Origin of the sequence: Virgibacillus necropolis, assembly GCF_002224365.1 — a bacterium.
GTDB lineage: Bacteria > Bacillota > Bacilli > Bacillales > Amphibacillaceae > Virgibacillus_F > Virgibacillus_F necropolis.
Genome location: NZ_CP022437.1, coordinates 3511447 through 3536337 on the forward strand (window position 1 = coordinate 3511447; position 24891 = coordinate 3536337).

The following is a 24891-nucleotide window of genomic DNA, read 5'->3' on the forward strand; positions in this document are numbered from 1 at the left end:
GCGATAATATTAGTAGAAATATTTTGACTATCTTTCACGCTAGGCTTAAACTAAAAGAAATAACAGATTATAGGAATGAAGGTGAATCAAATGACTGTAAAAATACTTGCTGATTCAGCATGTGATTTGTCAAAGACTCATTATAACGAATTTAACATCGAAATGGTACCATTAACTGTTCAATTAGATGAAAAAGAATATGAAGATGGGAAGACTATAACACCAAAAGCAATTTATGATGCCATGCGGGATGGAAAAGGTCCGAAAACGTCACAGGCTTCTCAACAAACTTTTAAAACCATTTTTACATCTTATGCAGAGGCAAATCAGCCTTTAATTTACATTGGCTTTTCGTCCGAACTATCAGGGACATTTCAAGCGGCAAAAATCGCGGAACAAGAGGTTAAGGAAGAATACCCCAATGCCCCTGTCTATTTACTTGATACGAAATGTGCATCACTTGGCATTGGTCTTGTCGTGATTCGCGCCGCACAACTCGCGCAAAGTGGTGCATCTGCTGAAGATATACTTGAGACCGCTCAGTACCATGCTGAACATATGGAACATATATTTACCGTAGATGATTTGGAGTATTTATATCGTGGTGGGAGAGTTAGTAAAACAGCTGCTTTCGTTGGTACATTATTGAAAATTAAACCGATTTTACATGTAGATGGTGGTAAGTTAATTCCCTTGGAAAAAATTCGCGGGTCCAAAAAGCTGTTAAATCGCATTATTGAAATCGCGGAAGAACGCGGAACTGACCTTTCTGAACAAGTTATCGGGATAAGTCATGGTGATGATTTGGAAACAGCCGAGAAACTTGCAGAATTGTTAAAAGAAAAATTTAATCCAAAAGAAATCCAAATTGAAATGGTTGGTTCTGTAATAGGTTCCCATGCTGGACCAGGAACAATCGCCCTATTCTTTTTAAATAGTAAAACAAAATAAGTTGTAAAGCTGAATCATCTGTGGTGGTCCAGCTTTTTTAAATGATTTAGCAACGTTTGTACTAGGGAAATCAACACTCGTTCTGATTTTATCAACGTTCAATCCGGTCACACCAAAAAAAGAGAGAAGTAGCCCATTTATAGGCTCTTCCTCTCTCTTTTTCGTTGTTTATAGCTTAAGATCATGATTGCAGTTATAAAAATCACAAATATACCAACTACCATACCAATAAATAGCCAATTAAGCCCCTGATCTTCCTCTAAAATATAAACTTCGACTGTTTCACGATCCAACGCAATTTTATATTCATCCTGCTCATTTTCACGAACGATATTATCACCAAGTAATCCGCTTAATTGCATGCCTTCTGGTACGTCTTTTACAGAAACTGTTTTTGTTTCTGTATCATTATTATAGGCAATAAACATCGTCTCATCTTTATACGTACGTTTAAACACACTCAGAGCGCCATTCGTGTCTACTAGATTAAAATCTCCGTATGAAAGCACTGGAAATTGTGTGCGAATTGCTGAAATTTTTTCTAGAAAGTCCCTTATTTTTTCGTTTCCACTATTAAATTGAACCATTTCTAAAACTTCTTCTGTTGTATCGCCATCCATCGGCACTTCTGAACCTTGAAAAATGAGTGGAACACCAGGGCTTGTATAAAGATAAGCTAAAGCAAGCTTCCATGTAGTTTCCGGATTCAAACTTCCTTCCACAATTTTACGTGTGAATCGCTCGGTATAAACATTATCCACATATATGAGTCCCTCACGTTTTCCGGTTTCTTCCCACGTATTATAAATATTGGTTACAGGAGTACCAACATTCGTAAAGACATTTACAATAGATTCCTGAATTGGTGCATACTCAATTAATGGTATACCTATATCCAGATAGTCTTCACTTAATGGAGTTTCACTTAAAACATCGCCTAACAGAAAAATGTCAGGCTTAACTGATTTAACATGATCAACAAAATCCGTTAAAAACGCTGGTGACGTTTGATCGATAGCATGTAGCTTGTACCCATCAATATTAGCTTCCTCCAGCCAAAACGTAGCTGCCTCAAACAGCATTTCTTTTACTTCTGCGTTAGATTGATTAAGCGTAATCGCATCATCCAACCAAAGCGTATCATTTACAGTAGTTTGCTTTGTCCATTCAGCTTTAGCCGGATCATCTACCAATGGATGAGTTGGAGCAACATAGTTTGTTACAAACTCTAGCACAACTTTCATATTCCGATCGTGCGCTTCTTTTACCAATTTTTGCAAGTCTTCTAATGTACCGAATTGCTCCTCTACTTTGAAAAGATCTTCTATCCGATAACCATGAAAACTACCTGGTGCATTCGCCATAATTGGCGACAAGGAGATTGTCGTAAAACCATATGCCTTGATTTCATCTAATTTCTTCGTTATTCCTTCTATATCCCCACCATGATAGGCAGTCTGATCCTTTAAATCAACTTGATCATCAATTGCTTGATTTCCGTTATTAAATCGATCTACTACGATTGAATAGATAATTTCTTCTTTAATAGGCTTTTCCACTGCATGAACAGGAAAAGCCCCAATCATGACAAACAAGATAAAAAAAGAAGAAAGTATTGCCTTTTTCATAAAAACGTCCTCCAGCCATTTATTTACCACTGTTAATTATTACGCTTTTCACTTAATAGTCAATGGGGATTTATGGATTGTTAAAAATTCTTCATACTATTTATCAAACGTATCCATATTTGTAGAAAATAGTTTTTCCAGTTCCTTGTTTGGGGCTATGTACTGTTTCGCATTATTAATTGCAATCGGTCCTTCATTAAAACCACCTGCAATTAATGGAAGTTTTGTAGCAAAGTTTGCAATATCTCCTACCGCAAAAATACCAGGAATACTCGTCTGCATGTTCCCATCGACTTGTATAGTTCCATCTTTCATGGTCATTCCCCAAGCAGATATTGCTCCAAGATCTATTACAAATCCATGATTAACGATTAGATCATCCAGCTTCAGGGATTGGTATTCTCCCGATTCTGTATGTTTTACAGTAACAGATGATATACGTTGTTCGTCCCCTTTCAACTGATCGATGACATAAGGTGTTTGAATGGTAATGGAGGAATTTTTCATTTTGGTAATATTACTCTCATGACCAACAAAATCTTGTTTACGGTATAAGAGTGTTACACTTTGTGCAATTGGTTCCAGCTCATTAGCCCAATCAATGGCAGAGTTCCCACCACCTGAAATTACGATGCGCTTATCTCGAAATTTCTCCACTTCCCGAATAAAATAATGTAAATTACTATCTGTATATCTGGGCGCATTCGGTAAGTCTAGTTCAACAGATTTTAACGTCCCAAATCCTGTAGCAATAATCACCGTTTTCGTGTAATGCTCATTCCCTTTATTGTCAGTAAGAATAAAGTATCCATTTGACAGGCGCTCTAACCCCTCCACTTGTCTTTCAACTATGATGGTTGGGTCAAACGTTTTAGCCTGTTCAATCAGTTGCTCCGTTAGTTTATCTCCGGTTACTGCATGAATCCCACCAATATCGCGAATAACTTTATCTGGATAAAAATAAGGAACCTTTCCACCTAAAAACGGGAGGAACTCTATTATTTTTGTTTTCATTTCACGCATTCCACTATAGAAAGCAGAAAATAAGCCAACTGGTCCTCCGCCAATAATAGTCACATCAAATAACTCTAACTCTTTATCCATGTTACTCCCACCTTCTACTTTCTACTTTGTTTTCATTAATAAATAGACGAAATAGGGTGTACTTAAAATAGCAACGATTATGCCAACTGGAATCTCTGTTGGCGCTAAGATAGTTTTCCCGATTGCATCCGAAACCATCAACAACAAAGCTCCAATTAGCGTTGAAATCGGAATAATTCGTTGATGTGTAGGTCCAACAATTCTCCGGGCAATATGTGGAACGACTAGCCCAAGGAAAGCAATACCACCACCAGCGGCTACACAAGCGCCAGCTAATGCAACAGCAATTAATAATAAAAGACGGCGCTCCCGTTCTACACTTGTTCCTAATCCAGCAGCGATATCGTCACCTAAATTCAATACATTTAAGCTATTTGCCTTATGTAATGCAATTGGTATTAGAACTAGAATCCATGGTAAAAGTGCTAACACAAAGCTCCAATTAGCGCTCCATATATCACCAGCAAGCCATACCGTTGCTTGACGAAAGTCCTGTGGATCCATTTTCAACTGAAAAATAATCAATGCTGCACTAAATCCGGCATTCACGCCAATTCCTACTAAAATTAATCGAATTGGATTTACTCCGTCTTTCCATGCTAAAAAGTAAATCAAAAACGCTGCGAAAACTGCTCCAACAAGTGCAAACAGTGGCATAACAAAAGCTGAAATGGTACTTGTCATGGAAAACGTATCCTGAAAGAAAAAAATAAACAATACGACAGCAAGACCTGCACCGGTATTAATCCCCAAAATTCCAGGATCAGCAAGGTCATTTTGTGTAACACCCTGCAGTATCGCACCAGAAACCGCTAGACCCGTACCAATTAAGAGTGCTAGTACAATACCAGGTAACCTGAAGTCAAACAGCACTAACTCCTGCTTATCTGTTCCTTGACCAACCAACGTCTTAATCACTTCGAGTGGAGAAAGTTGAATGACTCCAGTACTTAAACTTACAAAAAACATTCCAATTATTAATACAATCAGTCCGACTATGCTGATATAAAATTTTCTACGCTTAATCCCTTGTTCTGGCGTCATTATTTTCCACCTCCACTACCACGTGCTAAATAAAGGAAGAACGGCACACCAATTAGCGAGGTAATAGCTCCTACTGGCGTTTCAAATGGGGCATTAATTAATCGTGCTACAACGTCTGCCAGCACTAATAAAAGCGCACCAAAAATTGCCGATGACGGGATGATCCAACGGTAATCTGTTCCCATCATAAATCGGGTAATATGGGGAATAATAAGCCCAATAAATCCTACTGTTCCTGCAATGGATACAGCTGCACCAGTTAAAACCAATACAGCTATAATACCTAAAACTTTTATTAACAAATTGTTTTGCCCTAAACCAGAGGCAATATCTTCACCTAAGCTAAGAATGGTGATAGACTTTGCAATAACCAGAGCTAAAAATAATCCAATACCACCTGAAATAAGAAGGATTTGAATCGATGTCCAATTCGTTCCAGCTAACCCACCGGCAAACCAAAAGCTCATTTGCTTTTCAAGTTGAAAATGTAGTGAAATGATCGACGAAATAGAACTTAATAACGTTCCAATCGCAACCCCAGCTAAAGCGAGCTTCACAGGTGTTAAGCCACTTGAGGAATATGAACCTACTAGGAACACGAGAACAACTGCGATACCGGCTCCTGCAAATGATGCCAATGTTAGAACAATGTTAGATACATTCGGAAAAAAAGCTAGCATAATCACGAGTGTGAATGCGGCACCATTTGTTACACCCATTATTGATGGAGATGCCAATGGATTTCGTGTCATCCCTTGCATGATTGCACCAGATACAGCTAAAAACGCACCGACCAAAGCCGCACCAAATGCACGAGGTAACCGTAATTCTTGGATGACCTGATGGCTTGTTAAACTTGAATCAAACTGGAAGATTGCCTGCCAAACCGTTGAGAGATTTATGTCAACAGCCCCGTACGAAACGGAAATACCAATTGAAAAAATCAACGCAACGATGGCAACTATATTTATAATCGTTTTTAATAAACGTGAATGTGTAATTGCAGCTATCATGATGGTCCCCTAACTTCAACATGTTTAGGTAGTATTCTTCCGATTAAGAATCATTATCAATTAAATTATAGACGTTATTCGCTCGCTCTGCAATGTTTCGTTTGTCCTTATTTTTGTCACTGTTGATGTATTGACTTTTTAATTGAAAATGATTATCATTTACACTAGATATTATTAATCAAAAGGAGAATTACACATGCGATTTTTTTCAAAAAAACAACTATTATTGGTTTGTTCACTAGCCTTCTTACTAATTGTGATTTCAGCCTGTGGCAATGATAGCAATGATACATCCTCAGAGAATTCTGATGAAACAAAGGGGTCAGAGGTAACCATTGAAGGTAAAAAAGGAGAAGTTACTATTCCAGCCGATGTGGAAAGAATCATTGCTCCCTATCATGAAGATGCGCTACTTGCACTCGGTGTAACCCCTGTCGCAAAGTGGTCAATTGGTAAAAGTGTCCAGGATTATTTAGAGCCACAACTTAAAGATGTACCACGGATTGAATGGAACCTCCCACAAGAACAAGTACTTGAGCACAATCCAGATTTACTCGTATTAGGTAGTGACCTTGCAAGCTACGAGGGCTCGTATGAAGATTATCAAAAAATCGCTCCAACCTATGTGATGCCTGAAGATGTTAGTAATAACTGGCGTAAACAAATTGAAGTCTTCGGCAAAATGCTTGGAAAAGAAGATAAAGCAGACGAAGTGTTAGCAGCTTATGAAGAAAAGGTTGCTAAAGCAAAAGAAAAATTATCTAACTCAATTGGCGATGAATCCATTGCTATGATTTGGGTAGCTGGAGATCAATTTTATTTACTAGAAAAAGATCGTCACAGTGCTGAAGTTGTATATTCCGAGTTAGGTATTAACGTACCACCTTTTGTTGAGAGCTTAGGCAAATCTAAAGTAGCGTGGAATCCAATTTCGATGGAAAAGCTTTCTGAATTAAAAGCAGATCACGTCTTCCTTTTAGCGCTTGAAGGTGAACAAGGTCTTGAAACATTAGAAAAAAGTGCTGTATGGCAAAGCATCCCAGCAGCTGAAAAGGATCAAGTATATGTGATGAACGATCCAAGCTTCTGGACTAATAAAGGTTTAATTGCATCACAAAAGACAATTGATGCATTGGTTGATACGTTGGTAAAGTAAACTGTTAGCAAAACCCGAATGAGGCGTTATCTTGTTCGGGTTTATATAAAAAACAAGACCGCGCATCCCGAAGATACGCGGTCTCCTTTATTTTTATGCAAATCCACCTGGTAAACGCCCAAAGCCTAGTATCAATGTAAGTAATACTGCAATTACTAGTTGAATCCAAAAGCTTTTTGTGGCTTCATGCCTTGTCATTTTAACAGCAATCATTTCCATTGCAAAGATTGCCCAAATTCCAGCCAAACCTTTAAAGATTGCCTCACCCATCATTGGGCTTCCACCGAAATAGTGTGCTAGCAACGTTCCACCAGAATACAATAGTAATAAATAATCTAGTCTTAGAATCATATGTACAATTTTTGCGCCTTTTGCTTTTCCTGATTTATTCAATACGACAACAACGATAAACAAGATAAATGCAAGGGCCCACGCTGTTACATGTAAGTGTGTAGTCATGTATTTTCCATTCCTTTCTATTTCCCTGTATATAATATAACAGATTAAATATGGAAATTCATATGAAATCTTTTTGAACATTATCATGAAGAAATTATTAGAAAAAACTGTTATACTAATAAAGTATTGTATTTTTTTCTAATCGGAGGGATATTATGGCACATTCTAGTCAAGAAATCATCGATCAAACGCAGGAATTTGGAGCAAAGAACTATCATCCCCTTCCTGTTGTAATATCAAAAGCTGAGGGTGTATGGGTAGAAGACCCTGAAGGTAACCGCTACATGGATATGTTAAGTGCATATTCTGCTGTTAATCAAGGGCATCGTCACCCTAAAATCATTGATGCGTTAAAAAAACAAGCTGATGCTGTTACATTAACATCTCGCGCATTCCATAATGATCAACTTGGTCCATGGTATGAAAAAGTTTGTAAACTAACGAACAAGGAAGCAGTATTGCCAATGAACACTGGTGCTGAAGCTGTTGAAACGGCTATCAAAACAGCTAGACGTTGGGCTTACGATGTAAAAGGTGTTGCAGAAAACAAAGCTGAAATTATCGCATGTGAAGATAACTTCCATGGCCGCACGATGGCAGCTGTTTCTCTATCATCAGATCCGGAAAATCAACGCGGGTTTGGTCCATTACTTCCTGGAATTAAATTAATTCCGTATGGGGATGTTGATGCACTAAAGGCAGCAATCAATGAAAATACAGCTGGTTTCTTATTTGAACCAATTCAGGGTGAAGCTGGAATCAATATCCCACCTGAAGGATTTTTAAAAAAGGCGCTAGACGTTTGTAAGGAAAATAATGTATTGTACATTGCTGATGAAATTCAAGCTGGTCTTGGCCGAAGCGGTAAAATGTTTGCATGTGACTGGGAAGATGTGACACCAGACATTCTTATTCTAGGTAAAGCACTTGGTGGCGGAGTATTCCCTATTTCATGTATCGTAGCTAATAAAGATATCCTTGGTGTTTTTAACCCTGGATCACATGGTTCAACATTCGGTGGAAATCCATTAGCTTGTGCTGTTTCTGTCGCTTCACTGGAAGTTTTAGAGGAAGAGCAACTAGCCGAACGTTCACTCGAACTTGGTAATTACATGATGGATGAATTAAGAAAAATTGATAATCCACTGATAAAAGAAGTTCGCGGTAAAGGATTATTTGTTGGTGTAGAACTTACAGAAGCAGCACGTTCCTATTGTGTCGAGCTAAAAGAAAGAGGATTACTGTGTAAAGAAACACATGAAAATGTCATTCGTTTCGCCCCACCACTAGTAATCAAGAAAGATGATTTGGATTGGGCAATTGGACATATTAAAGAAGTTTTAAAAGGAATCGAGTAGGAGGGAGTGATTAACTCCCGACCTCTCACACCACCGTACGTACCGTTCGGTATACGGCGGTTTCATTTAAGTCCAACGCATTGTTTGATATCTAGAAGATAGGCTCTTAAGCCCTTGGCTCAACCAGTATTGGTCGCCAAGGGCTTTATTCAAGATTGGGCTTTTGGCTATTCGCCAAAATGCCTTTCTTGTATTTGCCCACTCCCAAGCTTTCCCTGGTTTGATTCCTTGTTTCATTAAGTTCTTATATTTCGTTTTGACTTTCTTCCATTCCTTCCAACGAACCATGCGGAGTCGTCTCCTAATCCAGCTATCTAGCCTTTGAAATATGGAGGGTGTATCTGCGAGTTGGTAATAACCAAGCCACCCGACCAAGTATCGATTTAACTTTACGATTCTTTCCTCCATGGCAATTGATTTCTTTCTAGAAGTTAACGCTCTAACACGCTGTTTAAAACGTTTGATACTCTCCTTTGAAACCCGTACTTTCGGGTGCATCTTGTTGACTGTAAAAGAAAATCCAAGAAACTTACGTTTCCAAGGTCGGTCTACTGCACTTTTCTGTTCATTCACTTTCAATTTGAGCTTTCTTTCAATAAATGTAATAATGCTTTCCATTAAGCGTAAACCCGCTCTTTTAGATTGAACATAGACATTACAATCGTCCGCGTAACGGACGAAATGAAGTCCTCTATCTTCTAATTCTTTATCCAATTCATCGAGGACAATATTAGAGAGTAAAGGACTTAATGGTCCACCTTGCGGAGTTCCTTCTGTATTAGGTCGAACAAGACCATCATCCATGATTCCTGCTTGGAGGTATCTACGGATGAGCTTTAACACCCTTGGGTCTTCAATTCTTTTACTAAGTGTACGCATCAGTCTATCATGGTTTACTTTATCGAAGAATTTCTCCAAATCCATATCAATAACCCAGCGGTATCCTTGCTTGATGTAACTTCTAGCTTGTCTCACCGCATCATGTCCTCGCTTGTTAGGGCGGAAGCCATAACTCTGTTTCGAGAATGTTGGGTCATATAGTTCTGTGAGAACCTGTGCAATTGCTTGTTGGATAAATCGATCTGTCACAGTAGGGATACCTAGTTTCCTCTTCCCACCGTTTGGTTTCGGGATTTCGACACGACGGACAGGTTGAGGATAGTAGAAACCTTCTTCCACTTGTTCGCGTAGGGTAGACCAGTGTTCCATGATATGCGCTCGTAGATTTTGTACGGGCATTTCATCTACACCATGGCTCCCTTTATTACGTTCCACACGTTCTAATGCGCGGATTAAGTTTTCTCGGGACAGGATTCGTTCCAACATGATATTCAACTCCTACGTGAATCGCCCGTTCTTCTTGTGTGGCAACAGCTTTCAGCCCTTCTAATGTCCCCCACGGGCTTCACCGTTTCCTTCATTAGGAAGGTTACCTTGTTTCTGCTTCATTAAGTGTTGCGTACGCAAAGTGGCGATTCTTCTTAAATGATTCAGCCCTTCCTAGATATTCTAGAATTATCTAGTACTATGGCTTCGGCTGACTTCTGATAGTTCAGCGAACATTTCCATGCTCGGTTACGCAAAGAGTTGCGCATACCTATCAGACCTCCCCAGGTAAGAACGTAATCTTTCCCTCCATCTATCTGCTTCATTTACTTTGTGCAACCTTTGGTAGAAAGGACTTCGTTTTGTTTAGCAAACTCATCCAATTGCACCTAGCCTTCTATGAAGTTCGTGTTCCTCAGACCGGAGGTTTGCCGCTCGCTTCCTTCAGATTCCACGTCACCATGGACACCCTTGCGTTAAGCTAACTGTTACTTCCACCTTCACAGTTCGGGACTTGCACCCTATAGATTACGCCCATGCTGGGCGCACTAACAAAAAGCGAAACTAGCTAAATGCTAGTTTCGCTTTTCTTCATTTTACAAAGACTCTTCCCTATTTACTCTTTTCCGAAATGCTTGCTTTTTATTATAGGTAAGCCCCCTCCAAATCCATTCCAATGGTCCAAACTGATAATGATTAAACCACCATCTACTTGCAAATACCTGTAACGTATAAACAATCACAACGATGATGACGCCTTCTAAAGGGCTAACCGTTCCATATAGGGCGAACCCGACACCATAAAATAAGATGAACATAATAACCGATTGAGAAATGTAATTGGTCAAAGACATACGTCCAACATGAACAAAAGGTCTAATTACTTTCATCCCCAGGTCTGTTTTTGCTAGTAAACCAATAGAAAAAATGTAAAATAGTGCTGATGCTGATCCACCAATATTATCCTGAATAAAGGAAAACCAAATAGGGTTTCCGTATGCATACGGACCTAACTTTAAGACCAAGAAAAACACGAGACTAATAAACCAGCCGAATTTCAATACCTTTTGGAATCGGTCTAAATCATGTAGCCACCTTTTCCGTGCAATAAACATTCCCACTAAAAATAACGGTAATAACGTACTAGTTAAAAATAGAAAAGAGATTCCACCATTAGCATACTGCCAGTCCGCATAATTCTGAGACCATATTTCAGTAAAACTATTACTTTGATAGCTTACTATGGCCTGTTTAATTGCCTCTTGATCAACAAAACCAAGATACTGACGGAACTCATATAAGTACATGGTGTAATAGGTAACGCTTGCTCCCATTAATAAAACGGCCCATGTTACCAACGTTTTATTTTTCACCTTTACAAAAAGTAATAAAAGCAATCCTATAGTTGCATAGGATAACAGAATATCACCATACCAAATCAAAAATGCATGTACTAGGCCAAAGCCTATCAAGATGAGCATTCTACGGAATAATATCCTGTATACCGGGCCGCCTTTTTTAACTAGACTATCAATCATGATCTGAAATCCAAAACCAAATAAAAGCGAAAATAATGTATAAAAGCTGGCTTGGAAAAAGACATCAATAATCCCTTGCAATAGATGATTAATTGGCCCAGGCCAGGCTTCTCCTTCTCCACCATGCATAAAATATGGTGCTGAAAAAGCACCTACGTTGACCATAAATATACCAAAGATAGCAAATCCTCTTGCTGCATCTATCCAAAGCAGTCGCTTGCTTTCCCTTATTGGTTCTGCGTTCATTCTTTACCCTACTTCCTTTGAACTATAAGTCTATTATACTAGTATTCGATAAACATGGTAAAACCTCCTTTATCTGTCTGGTAATTTTTTAAACAATAAAAACACAAGAAAAAACAGACCTATGTAGCCAAATAGTGGATATAATACCGAAAGCAGTTTTCCGTAACCAGCCTGACTTATCAAAAAGATTACAAGCAGGATTACTAAAACAGCATGTTGGTAACGAAGATTGAATGTTGCTTTTAATTGGCGGGTAATCCCAAAAACATTCCCAACAACTGAATTAAAGATTTCTCCGTAAATAACGAATAAAAATAAGACATGAATAAGGGTTCCAAAATGCTTGACAATTTCAGCCATCGGTATTTCGTGTAAAAAGGTTTCTGGAAAGACAGACAGCGAAAAATGACTTGCCAACAATATAAAAAATAAAACTAGTCCACCCCAAAATCCTCCCCACCTAATAATATGTTCATCACGAATTTCTTTCCCAAGTGGAACTAATACGACCTGTGCGGTCATCAAATTAAAGGCAGAATATGCAAAAGGAGAAACTGCCCATGATAAATGTTCTGGGAATCGGTCTGGAATGACTTGTTCCAAAAGTTCATGCGGATAGTAATTAAAAATCGAACCTGCCACAAACAGGCTGAAAATAATCATCAACGGCACGATGTAGGAATTAATCGCATAGATTCCTTTTAAACCTTTCAATAGTACGATATACGAGAGAAGTAGCGTTGCAATAACTCCCAATTGATACGGAAGTCCAAGTTGTTCATGAAAAATAGCACCTGCCCCTGACAATATGACGGAAGTGACGCAAACAACAACTAAAAAAATGAAGATATTTACTACTTTTCCAATCGTACTACCGAATAAATATTCGTTTAATTCTTGATAGGAATAAGCTTGAATACGAGCGGAAATGACCATTATTTTCGTTCCTACTACAATAAACAAAAGACCACTTATAGCAATACCTATCGCTCCTAAAGCACCATTTATACTAAAAAAAGTAACGATTTCTTTTCCTGTTGCAAAACCAGCCCCAACAACAGTTCCGACATATGTTGCAGCTAAAAGCAATATAGAAACCCGTCGATTCATTCGTAACTCACCTCATCATTATTTTTATGATGACTGAACTGATAAAAGACGAGCTTTTCCGAATTTAGAACCATATATCAATACTATAGCTTGGTCAAAAACCCTTTTTGGACCCTTGTACATTAAATGCAGTCAACTGGTAAAAGATTATAGCTTGTTTTTTGTTCCATTAATAATTAATATTGTAATGGTAACACAACAGAGAGGAAGCTTTTTACTATGGACAAACGAGTTTATTTTTTAATGATCATCTCATTTGTTGTCGGGATGGTCGAATTAATTATTGGTGGGATATTGGATTTAATCGCAACAGATTTGCATGTCAGCCTTAGTCAGGCAGGCTTTTTAATTACCATTTTTTCTTTGATATTTGCAATTGCAGCACCGATTTTATTACTTTTAACTGCAAAAGTTGAACGTAAACGACTAACAATACTATCATTAATCATATTTTTACTAGGAAATATCGTAACAGTTTTCAGTCCAACATATAGCATGCTATTTATTGGCCGCATCATTTCCGCTACAAGTGGTTCATTGCTAATCATATTATGTTTAACAATGGCACCAAGTATTGTCGATCCCAAATATCGCGGACGAGCAATCGGAATTGTTTCCATGGGAGTAAGTGCTTCACTCGTATTAGGTATTCCAATCGGTTTAATGCTGGGTAATGCATTTAGCTGGCGAGCTCCGTTTGTGCTGATTAGCTTTTTAACTGTACTTTCCATAATCACGATCTATTTATTTATGGACAAAGTTGAACCAAAGCCATCTTTCCCGATAGGAAAACAGCTTTCAACATTAAAAAATCGAAAAATATTTTTTGCACAAAGCACAACATTTTTATTTATGGCAGGACATACAACCTTGTATGCTTATTTAACCCCCTTTGTAAAAGAAACCATGGGGATTGAAGGATCTTGGGTAAGTATTATCTATTTAATCTTCGGGATAGCAGCCGTAAGTGGCGGAGGATTTGGCGGTACACTTTCAGATCAAATGGGCACAAAACGCACCATTCTAACAGCTATTATTGCGTTTGGATTAGCGATTTTTGCAATTCCATATACAACCTTTTTCCTGCCGTTATTTCTTGTTGTTATGATCGTTTGGGGCATAATGAGTTGGGCTATTTCACCAGCAATGCAAAGCTATTTAATTGAAGCTTCCCCTGAAACATCAGACATTCAGCAAAGCTTGAATAATTCCGCATTACATCTTGGTATCGCAGCTGGTTCATTAGTTGGCGGTGTTGTCATTGAACAAGCTTCGATTGAACTCACCGCAACTGTCGGTGGAGTGTTAATTATTATCTCGCTTGGTACTGCTTTATTTTCCATGTACGAAGAACGTCCTATTTCCCATAAAGCCAATAAGACACGAGTGTGATGCTCGTGTCTTTTGAATTCTTCTTCTTTTTTATTGTAGTATTAAGAAGGTAGCTGACAAGTATTTCCTGCCTGTTTCCCATAGCCGCTGATCTAGTTTCCTGATCATATCTGGTGACTTCGGTTCTGCAGGTGCTTTGACGCGTGATAAAAGCAATCGAGTAGGAGGGAGTGATTAACTCCCGACCTCTCACACCACCGTACGTACCGTTCGGTATACGGCGGTTTCATTTAAGTCCAACGCATTGTTTGATATCTAGAAGATAGGCTCTTAAGCCCTTGGCTCAACCAGTATTGGTCGCCAAGGGCTTTATTCAAGATTGGGCTTTTGGCTATTCGCCAAAATGCCTTTCTTGTATTTGCCCACTCCCAAGCTTTCCCTGGTTTGATTCCTTGTTTCATTAAGTTCTTATATTTCGTTTTGACTTTCTTCCATTCCTTCCAACGAACCATGCGGAGTCGTCTCCTAATCCAGCTATCTAGCCTTTGAAATATGGAGGGTGTATCTGCGAGTTGGTAATAACCAAGCCACCCGACCAAGTATCGATTTAACTTTACGATTCTTTCCTCCATGGCAATTGATTTCTTTCTAGAAGTTAACGCTCTAACACGCTGTTTAAAACGTTTGATACTCTCCTTTGAAACCCGTACTTTCGGGTGCATCTTGTTGACTGTAAAAGAAAATCCAAGAAACTTACGTTTCCAAGGTCGGTCTACTGCACTTTTCTGTTCATTCACTTTCAATTTGAGCTTTCTTTCAATAAATGTAATAATGCTTTCCATTAAGCGTAAACCCGCTCTTTTAGATTGAACATAGACATTACAATCGTCCGCGTAACGGACGAAATGAAGTCCTCTATCTTCTAATTCTTTATCCAATTCATCGAGGACAATATTAGAGAGTAAAGGACTTAATGGTCCACCTTGCGGAGTTCCTTCTGTATTAGGTCGAACAAGACCATCATCCATGATTCCTGCTTGGAGGTATCTACGGATGAGCTTTAACACCCTTGGGTCTTCAATTCTTTTACTAAGTGTACGCATCAGTCTATCATGGTTTACTTTATCGAAGAATTTCTCCAAATCCATATCAATAACCCAGCGGTATCCTTGCTTGATGTAACTTCTAGCTTGTCTCACCGCATCATGTCCTCGCTTGTTAGGGCGGAAGCCATAACTCTGTTTCGAGAATGTTGGGTCATATAGTTCTGTGAGAACCTGTGCAATTGCTTGTTGGATAAATCGATCTGTCACAGTAGGGATACCTAGTTTCCTCTTCCCACCGTTTGGTTTCGGGATTTCGACACGACGGACAGGTTGAGGATAGTAGAAACCTTCTTCCACTTGTTCGCGTAGGGTAGACCAGTGTTCCATGATATGCGCTCGTAGATTTTGTACGGGCATTTCATCTACACCATGGCTCCCTTTATTACGTTCCACACGTTCTAATGCGCGGATTAAGTTTTCTCGGGACAGGATTCGTTCCAACATGATATTCAACTCCTACGTGAATCGCCCGTTCTTCTTGTGTGGCAACAGCTTTCAGCCCTTCTAATGTCCCCCACGGGCTTCACCGTTTCCTTCATTAGGAAGGTTACCTTGTTTCTGCTTCATTAAGTGTTGCGTACGCAAAGTGGCGATTCTTCTTAAATGATTCAGCCCTTCCTAGATATTCTAGAATTATCTAGTACTATGGCTTCGGCTGACTTCTGATAGTTCAGCGAACATTTCCATGCTCGGTTACGCAAAGAGTTGCGCATACCTATCAGACCTCCCCAGGTAAGAACGTAATCTTTCCCTCCATCTATCTGCTTCATTTACTTTGTGCAACCTTTGGTAGAAAGGACTTCGTTTTGTTTAGCAAACTCATCCAATTGCACCTAGCCTTCTATGAAGTTCGTGTTCCTCAGACCGGAGGTTTGCCGCTCGCTTCCTTCAGATTCCACGTCACCATGGACACCCTTGCGTTAAGCTAACTGTTACTTCCACCTTCACAGTTCGGGACTTGCACCCTATAGATTACGCCCATGCTGGGCGCACTAATAAAAAGACCATCCGATTTTGGATGGCCTTCTTAAATTAGTTCTTATCATATGTCCATACGCGATCATGATTCGAATTCTGCGGGAACTTTTCTCCCGCCTTAAGCTTAACTATTTTTGGATCATTTACCATACTTCCTGTTTCACCAATTTCCATATATACACCGTTATTCGGTGCTTTTTGTCCAAAACGAAAATGACTGTATTCACCCATGTTATCACTCCTTGTTCTGTTATTTTTTTCTACTTTTAAGTAATTATGCGAAAAAAAGTTTATAAATACTTTAAAAAAATTGATAGCGCATGATTAAATGAATGATATTTTTTGATTGGTACTTGGTGAAGAGATTTGCTAACCAGTACACTTTTCATTTGTGGGACATGCTGTTTGTAAAGCTCTAGATAAGGGCGGATGTGGCTGAATTGACCATACAATAAGAACAATGGACAGTGAAGACTTTGCAGACGTTCCGTACACGTATATTGCATACTTTTTTCATAAAAGTCGTATGCGCTTGCTGGATGTGCTTTTAAACACTCATGAAAAAGCTCACGCTTATCCTCTTTCGTGACCTTATGAGACACCGCTAAAAGTTTACTCAAAAGTTCAATTTGCCCACTTCGTAGGAGCGCCATACCGAATTGAAATTGACGCTTTAAAGTAAATGTGGTTACTTCTGGAAATCCCCCTGAAAGAACGAGTGCTTTGACACGCTCAGGGTGACTAAGTGCAAATTCTTGAGCAATCGATCCACTTGATGAATAACCGACAATGACCGCCTGATCAATCTTCAACGCATCTAGAAAAGCCAACAAATCGTTAGCAAGACGAGGAATAGTCATCAATTCATCACTAACTCCACTTCTTCCATGGCCTCTAATATCGTATGTAATTACTTGAAAGCGATCTGAGAGTTCATGCTGGTACTTGAAGACGGTATGTCCCATATGTGGCGGATGGATGAATACAACAGGGGGTCCTGTTCCTGATGACTCGTAATACGTAGGCAAAGATGGTGATATCTCGACAATTGGCATAGTACCCTTCCCTTTCCGTTGTTAATAGGTTGAGCTTGTACTCTATAGACCAGCTATACTGTACTGCTTTTCAACATATTATTTAACAATGTCCGGAAAGTATTCTCAGAAAAAATAAACAATCTAAAAATATCCAGCTATTTTCAACAGATAGGATTGGCTTTACTTTAATAAAAAAAGAACACATATTAGTTATCTTAGTATGTGTTCTTCCGTATTATCATGTAGGTCATAATAGTTATTCTTCTACTATTTATTTCGGTACCTCAACCAACAACTCTTTCGAAAAATAATACAAATAAACATTTGTTACCGGTTTCTTCCAAATTCGTTCAATTGCCTGACGATAGAGTTCCATTTGTGTTTTATAACGATTTGTTAATTGTTCTTTAACCTTATCTGTCACTTCTCTCTCAATCGCATCTGTCTTATAATCGAGGATCATGACACCATCTTCTACTGGAATTACACAATCTATCACACCTTGAACAAGAACCTGTTCGTCAACATCACTAGTCCACGATGCATAAACCTCCTTGGCTGACAAGGAAAGGCTGAACGGTACCTCGCGGTGAACATTTGGTTCCTGGAGCATCTTCTGTCCTATTTCGTTCTTGAAAAACTTTTCGATTACTTTTGCATCAATGATTTCGGCTTCATCTGCAGTTAAGATTTCTTTATCCACTAATCTATCGGCAAACTTTTTTACCTCTAATGCTGTCCATTCCTTTGTTAGTGGTAAATGTTGCATAACCGTATGCATAGCCGTTCCCTTTTCAGCCGCCGTAATGGTTTTCCCTTTTTGCATAAATAACGGTCGTTTCACAATTGGCGCTCTTGATGTTTGCACTAATTGATCTGCACTGTATTCGTCCTTTAGCTCACGCTGCCGTTTAATTTCTGTCACGGTTTGTTTCGCTCGTGACGTTGCCGCTTGTGTAAATGGATACTCATAGGAAAGTTTTTCATCTATTTGATTATCGAGATCTGCATTTCTAAGGTCCATTGGTTCCCATTTTTGGATATTTTCCTTTAAATTAATATCTTCTTCTGTTGCGACATCCTCAAGATTAGCTAATTCACTACCATGCACAATGGATATATCCCATTTTGAGGGATCCATTTTAACTTCATTATTTGTAACTTCATTTACATCCTCTACCCGTAAAATTTCGCTAGAATGATGACGAATTAATGCTGGACCGACCCAATCCAGGTATGATTTTGCTTCGATTCGAAAATGTGTGGGCATTACCCATTCCGGGTGGTCGAGTATTTTTTCCCATTTCTTTTGCTTTTTCTCAAAAGAGGCTACATTGCCAACCATGACAAGTTTTTCCTTTGCACGGGTTAAGGCTACATATAGGACGCGCATTTCTTCTGCAAGTAATTCTCGTTGCTTTTCTTTCTGGAATGCATAGTATAGAAGCGTTGGATAGGTAATCCGCTTCACTGGATCAATATATTTACTTGCAAGTCCTAAATCTTTATGCAGTAAATAGCGTTGCTTCAAATCCTGCATGTTAAACTGCTTATCCATCCCACCTAAAATCACAACTGGGAATTCGAGTCCTTTACTTTTATGAATGGTCATAATCCGGATGACGTCTTCTTGTTCACTTAAGGCCCGCGCTGCACCAAGGTCTTCCCCGCGTTCTTCCATCCGTTCAATGAAGCGTAAAAATCGGAATAGACCTCTAAAAGAAGTTGTTTCATATCCTCTAGCTCGATCATATAGGGCCCGTAAATTAGCTTGGCGCTGACGTCCTCCTGGCATCCCCCCAACAAAATCATAGTAACCAGTTTCACGATAAATTTGCCAGATTAACTCAGACAAGGCTCCTTGTTTGGAAGCAATTCGAAACATTTTTAATAGATGTAAAAAATTTGTTGCTTTGTCCGCCAATTTGTTTGTATGTTGCTTACTGTATGCTAATAATGCATCATAATAGCCACTTTTTTTATCGGCCAAGCGGATACTCGCTAGTTCTTCTTCATTCAATCCTACAATTGGCGAATGTAAAATGGATGCAAGCGGAATATCCTGTCTTGGATTATCGATGACCTTAAGAAAGCTAAGCATGATCTTAATTTCAATTGCTTCAAAGTAGCCCGTTGATAACTCTGCATACACAGGGATTCCTTGCTTCTTCAACTCATCGACAATCGTTGGAGTCCACGTCATGGAACGCATTAGTATAACGACATCACGATACTGAAAATTACGTTGCATCCCCGTTCCTTTATCAAAAACCTGGAGAGGTTTTCTTTTATCTTGACCTGTCCATTCCTTAATTTTCTTCGCGTATGCACGTGCTTCTAATTGCGCCTTCTCCAAATCCTGATAATTTTCATCCTCTGTTTCTTCATCCTTTTCCTCGTCTGTTTCGCGGTCAATTAGTAAAAGCTCAGGTTCAGGTGACTCAAATGGAAATGAATCATAGGATTTATTTGCATAAATCAATTCAGCATCATTGTCATAATTAATTTCGCCTAAGGTTTCATCTAATAGTTGCCTAAAAAGATAATTAGCTCCGATTAAGACTTTTTCTCTACTTCTAAAATTACTCGATAAGTCAATTCGTTGCCCCGGATTATCTGCGTCCTGGAATTGCTTATATTTATTGATAAACAAGGTTGGTTCGGCGTGACGGAACCTGTAAATACTTTGCTTCACATCACCAACCATAAACATATTTCCATTACCAGTTCGATCACTAATTGCTCTCAGAATCGTTTCTTGAACTAAGTTTGTATCCTGGTATTCATCAACAAGCACTTCGGTAAATTTTTGTTGAAAATGGATTGCTACGTTTGATGGTAAAGGATTTTCAGCAGTCGATGTCGCGTCGACTAATAGTGCCAAGCAATGATGCTCTAGGTCAGAAAAGTCGACGATTGCTTTTTCCTTTTTTTGTTCCGAAAAACGCTCCTTGAATTCTTTTACAATTTCAGTTAGTTGCTTAATCACTGGAGCAAGCTCTCGCATATCATCAATATGGCTAGCGAGGTTACGCGTAAACCAGCCATCCTTCATATCTTTCCAGCGTTTTTTATAGCTATCACGAAAGCTTTTTACCCTGTCTTTTACATCGTCCGAACAATCTACTTTTTTCCTGGACAATGCCTTAAATGAGCTACCAGTCATGAAGACTTGAAGCTGATCCCATGTGTCACTATTCGTAATTGCTTCCTGAATCATCGCAAGGTCAGTTTCAATAGCTTCACGATAATGATAGGGACCTTCGGGATGCTCGGTAAGTTCTAGTGCCGCGTTTGCTTCTTGTTCAATTGCGGTTAATTGACTTTTCACTTCCCGTTTAATAATGGATAACCATGTTAGATCCTCTTCTACAAACGTTTCTGGAACGTCATATACGTCTGCTAGTTGGTCGAGCCATTTGATAGGCCATGGATTTTGCATAGCAAACGTATATAAATCAAGAACTAGATTTTCAACTTCAACATCACTTCGATCACTTGAAAATCGATCAACTACAGCAAAGAATTGTACCTGTTCATCTCCCTCTTTGCCATACCATTCCTCAAATAAATCGGCAATAACATCTTGTTTGATTAAGTCAATTTCCATATTATTGGCAATGCGGAAAGCTGGGTCGATATCCAACAAGTATGCATATTGCTTCACTACATCTAAACAAAATGAATGAAGCGTGGAAATTGATGCACGTTGCAGCAAGGATAACTGTTTTTTCAAATGTGTGGATGCTGGGTCCTCAGCAAGTGCTTTTTCTAGAGCCAATCCAACACGATTTCGCATTTCTTGTGCTGCGGCATTAGTAAACGTCACAACAAGGAGGGTATCAATATCAACTGGACTCTCTTTGTTGATTAGCTTTTGGATAATACGCTCGACAAGTACAGCCGTCTTTCCCGAACCAGCAGCTGCTGCTACAAGCATGTCACTTCCAGCCGTATAAATGGCTTGTTCCTGTTCTTTCGTCCAATTAACCATTACTTCCCCTCCCCTTTGCGAAGTCTTTCTAATATCTCATCATCGTTCATATCTGGTAACTTGCGATAATTATTTTCTTCTAGAATCGGATCAAACTGACAAACCGATCGAAACGAGCAAAATGTGCAAGCCACTTTTTGATTATGCTGATACGGATTCAAGTGCACACCACCACTCGTCATATCGATGCCAGCCTTCCCCATCAGTTGATGGACATGATCCTGTAGTCCGGCAAAGGTTTCATTGTCGGCGATTTTTGAATGATTGTAAAAGCCACCATTCTTTTTAACACCTGCTGGCACAATTTGACTTGAACCTGATTCAAGCGTTCGATCCATTAGCTTAACAATTTCTTCGCTCGATAATAATAACCCCTGCATTTTATATTTCTTTAAAATTTCCTTCTCAATCTCATCATCTTGCATTTTCTGTTTCCCAGAAATCATTGGATTATGGACATGGAAATAAAGCACTCCCGCTGGTGTTGCCTTTTTTCCTAACCATTGTTCAGATTGCGTGAGAACAACATCAAGATACGTCAACATTTGTAATGCTAGCCCGTGATATACTTCGACTAGATTCAACCCTCTTGCACTAGATTTATAGTCTATAATTCTCAGGAATAAATCATCTTGATTTAGCGCCTGGTCCACACGGTCTATTCGGCCGCGAAGCATTAATTCAAATCCATTTGCTAGTGGGAGGGTAATCGGTGATAACGTTTGATTTGGGCCAAATCCAAGTTCTAGTCCTATTGGTGAAAAATCACTTTGACGTGCTTGTTCACTTAATATGAAAGCCGCTCGTGCAATAACTTCCTGCAACTTTTGTTGAATATATTTATACCGATTTGAGCTATGCAAAATTTGATGCTGCAAGATTGGTGCAAGATTAGTAACTGCTTTTTGAGCATAGCCATCTGTATCAATCTTATTTAGCTGGGCAAAGTTCTTGCCTTCATCTTGTACCCATTCGGTAATTCGTTTTAAAGCCTCATGGAACAGCTGACCAATATCCGGTGCATCCAGCTTGTATGTTTTTCGCTCATTAAGTCCAAGACTATAGCTTGCAAAATGTTGATACGAACACCGATAATACATTTCCAGTCTTGAAACGCTAGCTTTCACCTGCTTTGGATATAATTCATTTACCGTTTCAGCAGACAGATCTGTTGGTTTGTTTTGATAATACAAGCTTTGTAACGTTCGGTAGCTTGTACTGTATTTCGCGTGGTTTTTAATATACCAATTCAATACATGCCACCATACTGGCTTAAGAGGATAGCCTTTTCGATTCCGTGCCAGTTGCGCAGTTAATGCTGCCCGCGTTTTCGTCTCTGTTGTGATAAATCGCTCTGCATGGAATAGCTCATCTGGATCCTGCAATAACACATGTGTACAGCAGTAAGGGAACAAATCCTCAACTCGTTTAATCATTTGAGAAGGCATTTTTGCTTTCCCCTCATCATCGCTTAATGGGTAGCTGATCCATAATTTATCTGTTGATGATGTAAAGGCTATATACATGTAAAACCAGTCATCTAGTAATGTGCGTTTACTACTTTCAGCCAATCGCAGGCCCTGTACCGCCAGTATTTCACGTTCTTGTTCATTAATCATCCCATCAGATGGTGGCTTCATTGGCCAAACTCCATCGTTTACCCCTAATAAAAATGTACATTTGATTCCACTAATTCTAGATCGATCAATCGTACCAACTGTAACATGGTCCATGCTAGGTGGAACATGTGCAAATTTTAATGAATCAAACCCGGCGTCTAATGTAGAGCGGAATATTGGTAATGAAAGGCTTTCTGTGCCAGCTATCTCAACCATTTCTTCTAATAATTGAATGATTGCATTCCATACCTGCTCTTGCTCACGGCCCTTTTCTAGTTGGCCATTTTCATCAAAATAAGTACGCATTTGCTCTAGTCTTTGTGGGATATTTAGTTCTTCAATCCATATAAAAATTACAGTGCAACGATCACGGATGGTTTCGCATCCTCGTATGTCTTTATCAAATATCTTTATTGCTTGAACTACTTGTTTCCGATAAGCATTTATGCGTGTTTGCACTTCTTTTTCTTTATCGGTTTGTGCTGCATCTTCAAATCCGCGAAACCGTTGAAAAACCCACTCTTTTTCACTAAACCAACGCTCACGCGACCTTATTCCATACTCCAATACGTAATTTTCGAGTTCATCAATCGCGTCATTCGTTAGTGGATAATCTTGATCTGTGGCTGGGATAAATCCCGTTTTTAACATACGAAAAATAGCATCATAGCGCCAATTACCATCGACAATTTCTAGTGCTGAACGAATAAACTCAATGAGTGAATGGTTCAGCATCGTACGTTTTTCATCAATAAAAACTGGGATATCGTAATCGCCAAATATGGTAGCAATTAAATCATGGTATACATCAGTTTGTCTAATGTAGACGGCCAAATCATTGAATCGATAGCCTTCCTCACGTACTAATCGAACAATTTCCTGTGCAGCGCCTTCTACCTCTGCACGTGGATGAACTGCTTCTGCAATTGTTAACGGAACTTCTCCCCTATATACTGGCGCTGGCCGCTTGTCAAAATTTTTCTCGAGGTGTGCAAAATAAGGCCTGCCTTTAAACTTTCCATTGGCAGGGTCTAGTAGAATTGGCTCTTCTATTGCTACATAATTTTCATTTGCGAGCGCTGTGATTATATGATAAGATTCCGTTGTTTGATAAAATAAATCTAGTTCAGAAAGTTCCTTTTCCCTGTCCAACTCATCAGCAGTCAATGTAATTGTCACGTTCGCACACTTTTTCATTAATTCCTCTAACACCTGCAGTTCTTTCGGTGTGAAACGGTGAAACCCATCTAAATACACTTCTGCATTTTCCAGAAAAGATGCTTCTTTAATTTTTTCTGCAAGTAACTGTAGCTGATCCTCGCTATCTACGTATTTCCCTTGTAATGCATAAGCTAGCTCTTCATATATATAGGATAAATCCTGAAGTTTTTTCGTTAATGCTTCCTCACCTTGTTCCTTATGTACGAACTGATTCAATTGATCAATTTGCATTTGTAAAACTTCGGGAGTTACTTGGTATCGTTTAAATTCGGTAATCATTTTTTCTAATTGGTCAAGAAACCCTTGTTTTTCTAATGCTTTCTGAAAAATGTTCCAATCCGAATCCTTTTCCTCAATAATTTTACGGAGCATCATTTGAATGCCAAGTGAGCTGATAAACTGGCGTGTTCCTCCACCTGTTTCCTGCAAGACACGCCATGCTAAGCGTGAAAAACTAGCAACCTGTGCACGGATACTGCCATTAATTCCATCTTGTTTAAACAATTCATATTCTTGTTGAAAGGTCATTTGATCTGGAACAATATAAAAAATGGGCGCACCCTGTGGATCGTCCATCAATTTTTCTTTTATCTCATCTAATACCCGACCACTTTTCCCAGTACCTGATCGTCCTAATATGAACCGTATCCCCATAATACATCCCCTCGATT

At 39.0% G+C, this 24891-nt stretch carries 17 protein-coding genes; 4 read left to right on the plus strand and 13 right to left on the minus strand.

The annotated features are described in order from the left end of the window. The first annotated feature begins 90 nt into the window (after window positions 1–90). Window positions 91–951, plus strand: a complete 861-nt coding sequence (locus CFK40_RS16720) for a DegV family protein (protein WP_089533538.1) — start codon at window positions 91–93, stop codon at window positions 949–951. A 137-nt stretch (window positions 952–1088) separates the two neighbouring features. Here CFK40_RS16720 and CFK40_RS16725 read toward each other — a convergent pair whose 3' ends face one another. The 4 genes from CFK40_RS16725 to CFK40_RS16740 form a co-directional block, all read right to left on the minus strand. Beyond that, complete coding sequence (locus tag CFK40_RS16725; protein ID WP_089533539.1) at window positions 1089–2579, minus strand: alpha-amylase family glycosyl hydrolase; 1491 nt, start codon at window positions 2577–2579, stop codon at window positions 1089–1091. Between the two features lie 96 nt (window positions 2580–2675). Continuing rightward, a complete protein-coding gene (locus CFK40_RS16730; RefSeq protein WP_089533540.1) occupies window positions 2676–3683 on the minus strand; it encodes an NAD(P)/FAD-dependent oxidoreductase in 1008 nt (335 codons plus the stop codon). A gap of 21 nt (window positions 3684–3704) precedes the next feature. Further along, window positions 3705–4727, minus strand: a complete 1023-nt coding sequence (locus tag CFK40_RS16735; protein ID WP_089533541.1) for a FecCD family ABC transporter permease — start codon at window positions 4725–4727, stop codon at window positions 3705–3707. Further along, window positions 4727–5740 carry a FecCD family ABC transporter permease gene (locus tag CFK40_RS16740; RefSeq protein WP_089533542.1) on the minus strand — a complete coding sequence of 338 codons (1014 nt, stop codon included), beginning with the start codon at window positions 5738–5740 and terminating at the stop codon, window positions 4727–4729. The genes CFK40_RS16735 and CFK40_RS16740 overlap by 1 nt, the downstream gene beginning before the upstream one ends. Before the next feature lie 196 nt (window positions 5741–5936). Between CFK40_RS16740 and CFK40_RS16745 the strand changes: the two genes are divergently transcribed. Further along, a complete protein-coding gene (locus tag CFK40_RS16745) occupies window positions 5937–6896 on the plus strand; it encodes an iron-hydroxamate ABC transporter substrate-binding protein (protein WP_089533543.1) in 960 nt (319 codons plus the stop codon). Between the two features lie 93 nt (window positions 6897–6989). On the opposite strand, the gene CFK40_RS16750 is transcribed toward CFK40_RS16745, so the two are convergent. After that, the gene (locus CFK40_RS16750) at window positions 6990–7355 is read right to left on the minus strand and encodes a YisL family protein (RefSeq protein ID WP_089533544.1); all 366 of its coding nucleotides are present in this window, start codon (window positions 7353–7355) and stop codon (window positions 6990–6992) included. A 155-nt stretch (window positions 7356–7510) separates the two neighbouring features. On the opposite strand from CFK40_RS16750, the gene CFK40_RS16755 reads away from it, so the two are divergent. Continuing rightward, complete coding sequence (locus CFK40_RS16755) at window positions 7511–8713, plus strand: ornithine--oxo-acid transaminase (protein WP_089533545.1); 1203 nt, start codon at window positions 7511–7513, stop codon at window positions 8711–8713. A 66-nt stretch (window positions 8714–8779) separates the two neighbouring features. On the opposite strand, the gene ltrA (CFK40_RS16760) is transcribed toward CFK40_RS16755, so the two are convergent. The 3 genes from ltrA (CFK40_RS16760) to CFK40_RS16775 all read right to left on the minus strand — a co-directional run bounded on the left by ltrA (CFK40_RS16760) (window position 8780) and on the right by CFK40_RS16775 (window position 12933). Continuing rightward, the gene (gene ltrA, locus CFK40_RS16760) at window positions 8780–10042 is read right to left on the minus strand and encodes a group II intron reverse transcriptase/maturase (RefSeq protein ID WP_089534430.1); all 1263 of its coding nucleotides are present in this window, start codon (window positions 10040–10042) and stop codon (window positions 8780–8782) included. A gap of 593 nt (window positions 10043–10635) precedes the next feature. Next, complete coding sequence (locus CFK40_RS16770; protein WP_089533547.1) at window positions 10636–11823, minus strand: DUF418 domain-containing protein; 1188 nt, start codon at window positions 11821–11823, stop codon at window positions 10636–10638. Between the two features lie 69 nt (window positions 11824–11892). After that, complete coding sequence (locus CFK40_RS16775; RefSeq protein WP_089533548.1) at window positions 11893–12933, minus strand: YkvI family membrane protein; 1041 nt, start codon at window positions 12931–12933, stop codon at window positions 11893–11895. A 219-nt stretch (window positions 12934–13152) separates the two neighbouring features. Here CFK40_RS16775 and CFK40_RS16780 point away from each other — a divergent pair, with 219 nt between their 5' ends. Next, window positions 13153–14325: an MFS transporter gene (locus CFK40_RS16780; protein ID WP_089533549.1), complete on the plus strand. Its 1173-nt coding sequence runs from the start codon at window positions 13153–13155 to the stop codon at window positions 14323–14325. A 230-nt stretch (window positions 14326–14555) separates the two neighbouring features. Here the strand turns inward: CFK40_RS16780 and ltrA (CFK40_RS16785) are convergent, their stop codons facing one another. From ltrA (CFK40_RS16785) to addB, 5 genes are all read right to left on the minus strand, one after another. Next, on the minus strand, window positions 14556–15818 hold the full coding sequence (gene ltrA, locus CFK40_RS16785) for a group II intron reverse transcriptase/maturase (protein WP_089534430.1): 1263 nt from the start codon (window positions 15816–15818) through the stop codon (window positions 14556–14558). 585 nt (window positions 15819–16403) lie between these two features. Then, window positions 16404–16580, minus strand: coding sequence for a YjzC family protein (locus tag CFK40_RS16795; protein ID WP_089533550.1), 177 nt, complete (start codon window positions 16578–16580; stop codon window positions 16404–16406). Between the two features lie 59 nt (window positions 16581–16639). Further along, window positions 16640–17404 carry an alpha/beta fold hydrolase gene (locus tag CFK40_RS16800; RefSeq protein ID WP_089533551.1) on the minus strand — a complete coding sequence of 255 codons (765 nt, stop codon included), beginning with the start codon at window positions 17402–17404 and terminating at the stop codon, window positions 16640–16642. Window positions 17405–17657: 253 nt separating this feature from the next. Then, complete coding sequence (addA, locus tag CFK40_RS16805; RefSeq protein WP_089533552.1) at window positions 17658–21380, minus strand: helicase-exonuclease AddAB subunit AddA; 3723 nt, start codon at window positions 21378–21380, stop codon at window positions 17658–17660. Then, entirely contained in the window at window positions 21380–24874 is a 3495-nt protein-coding gene (gene addB / locus CFK40_RS16810) for a helicase-exonuclease AddAB subunit AddB (RefSeq protein WP_089533553.1), read from the minus strand. Before addB ends, addA begins: the two co-directional genes overlap by 1 nt. Between the last annotated feature and the right edge of the window lie 17 nt (window positions 24875–24891).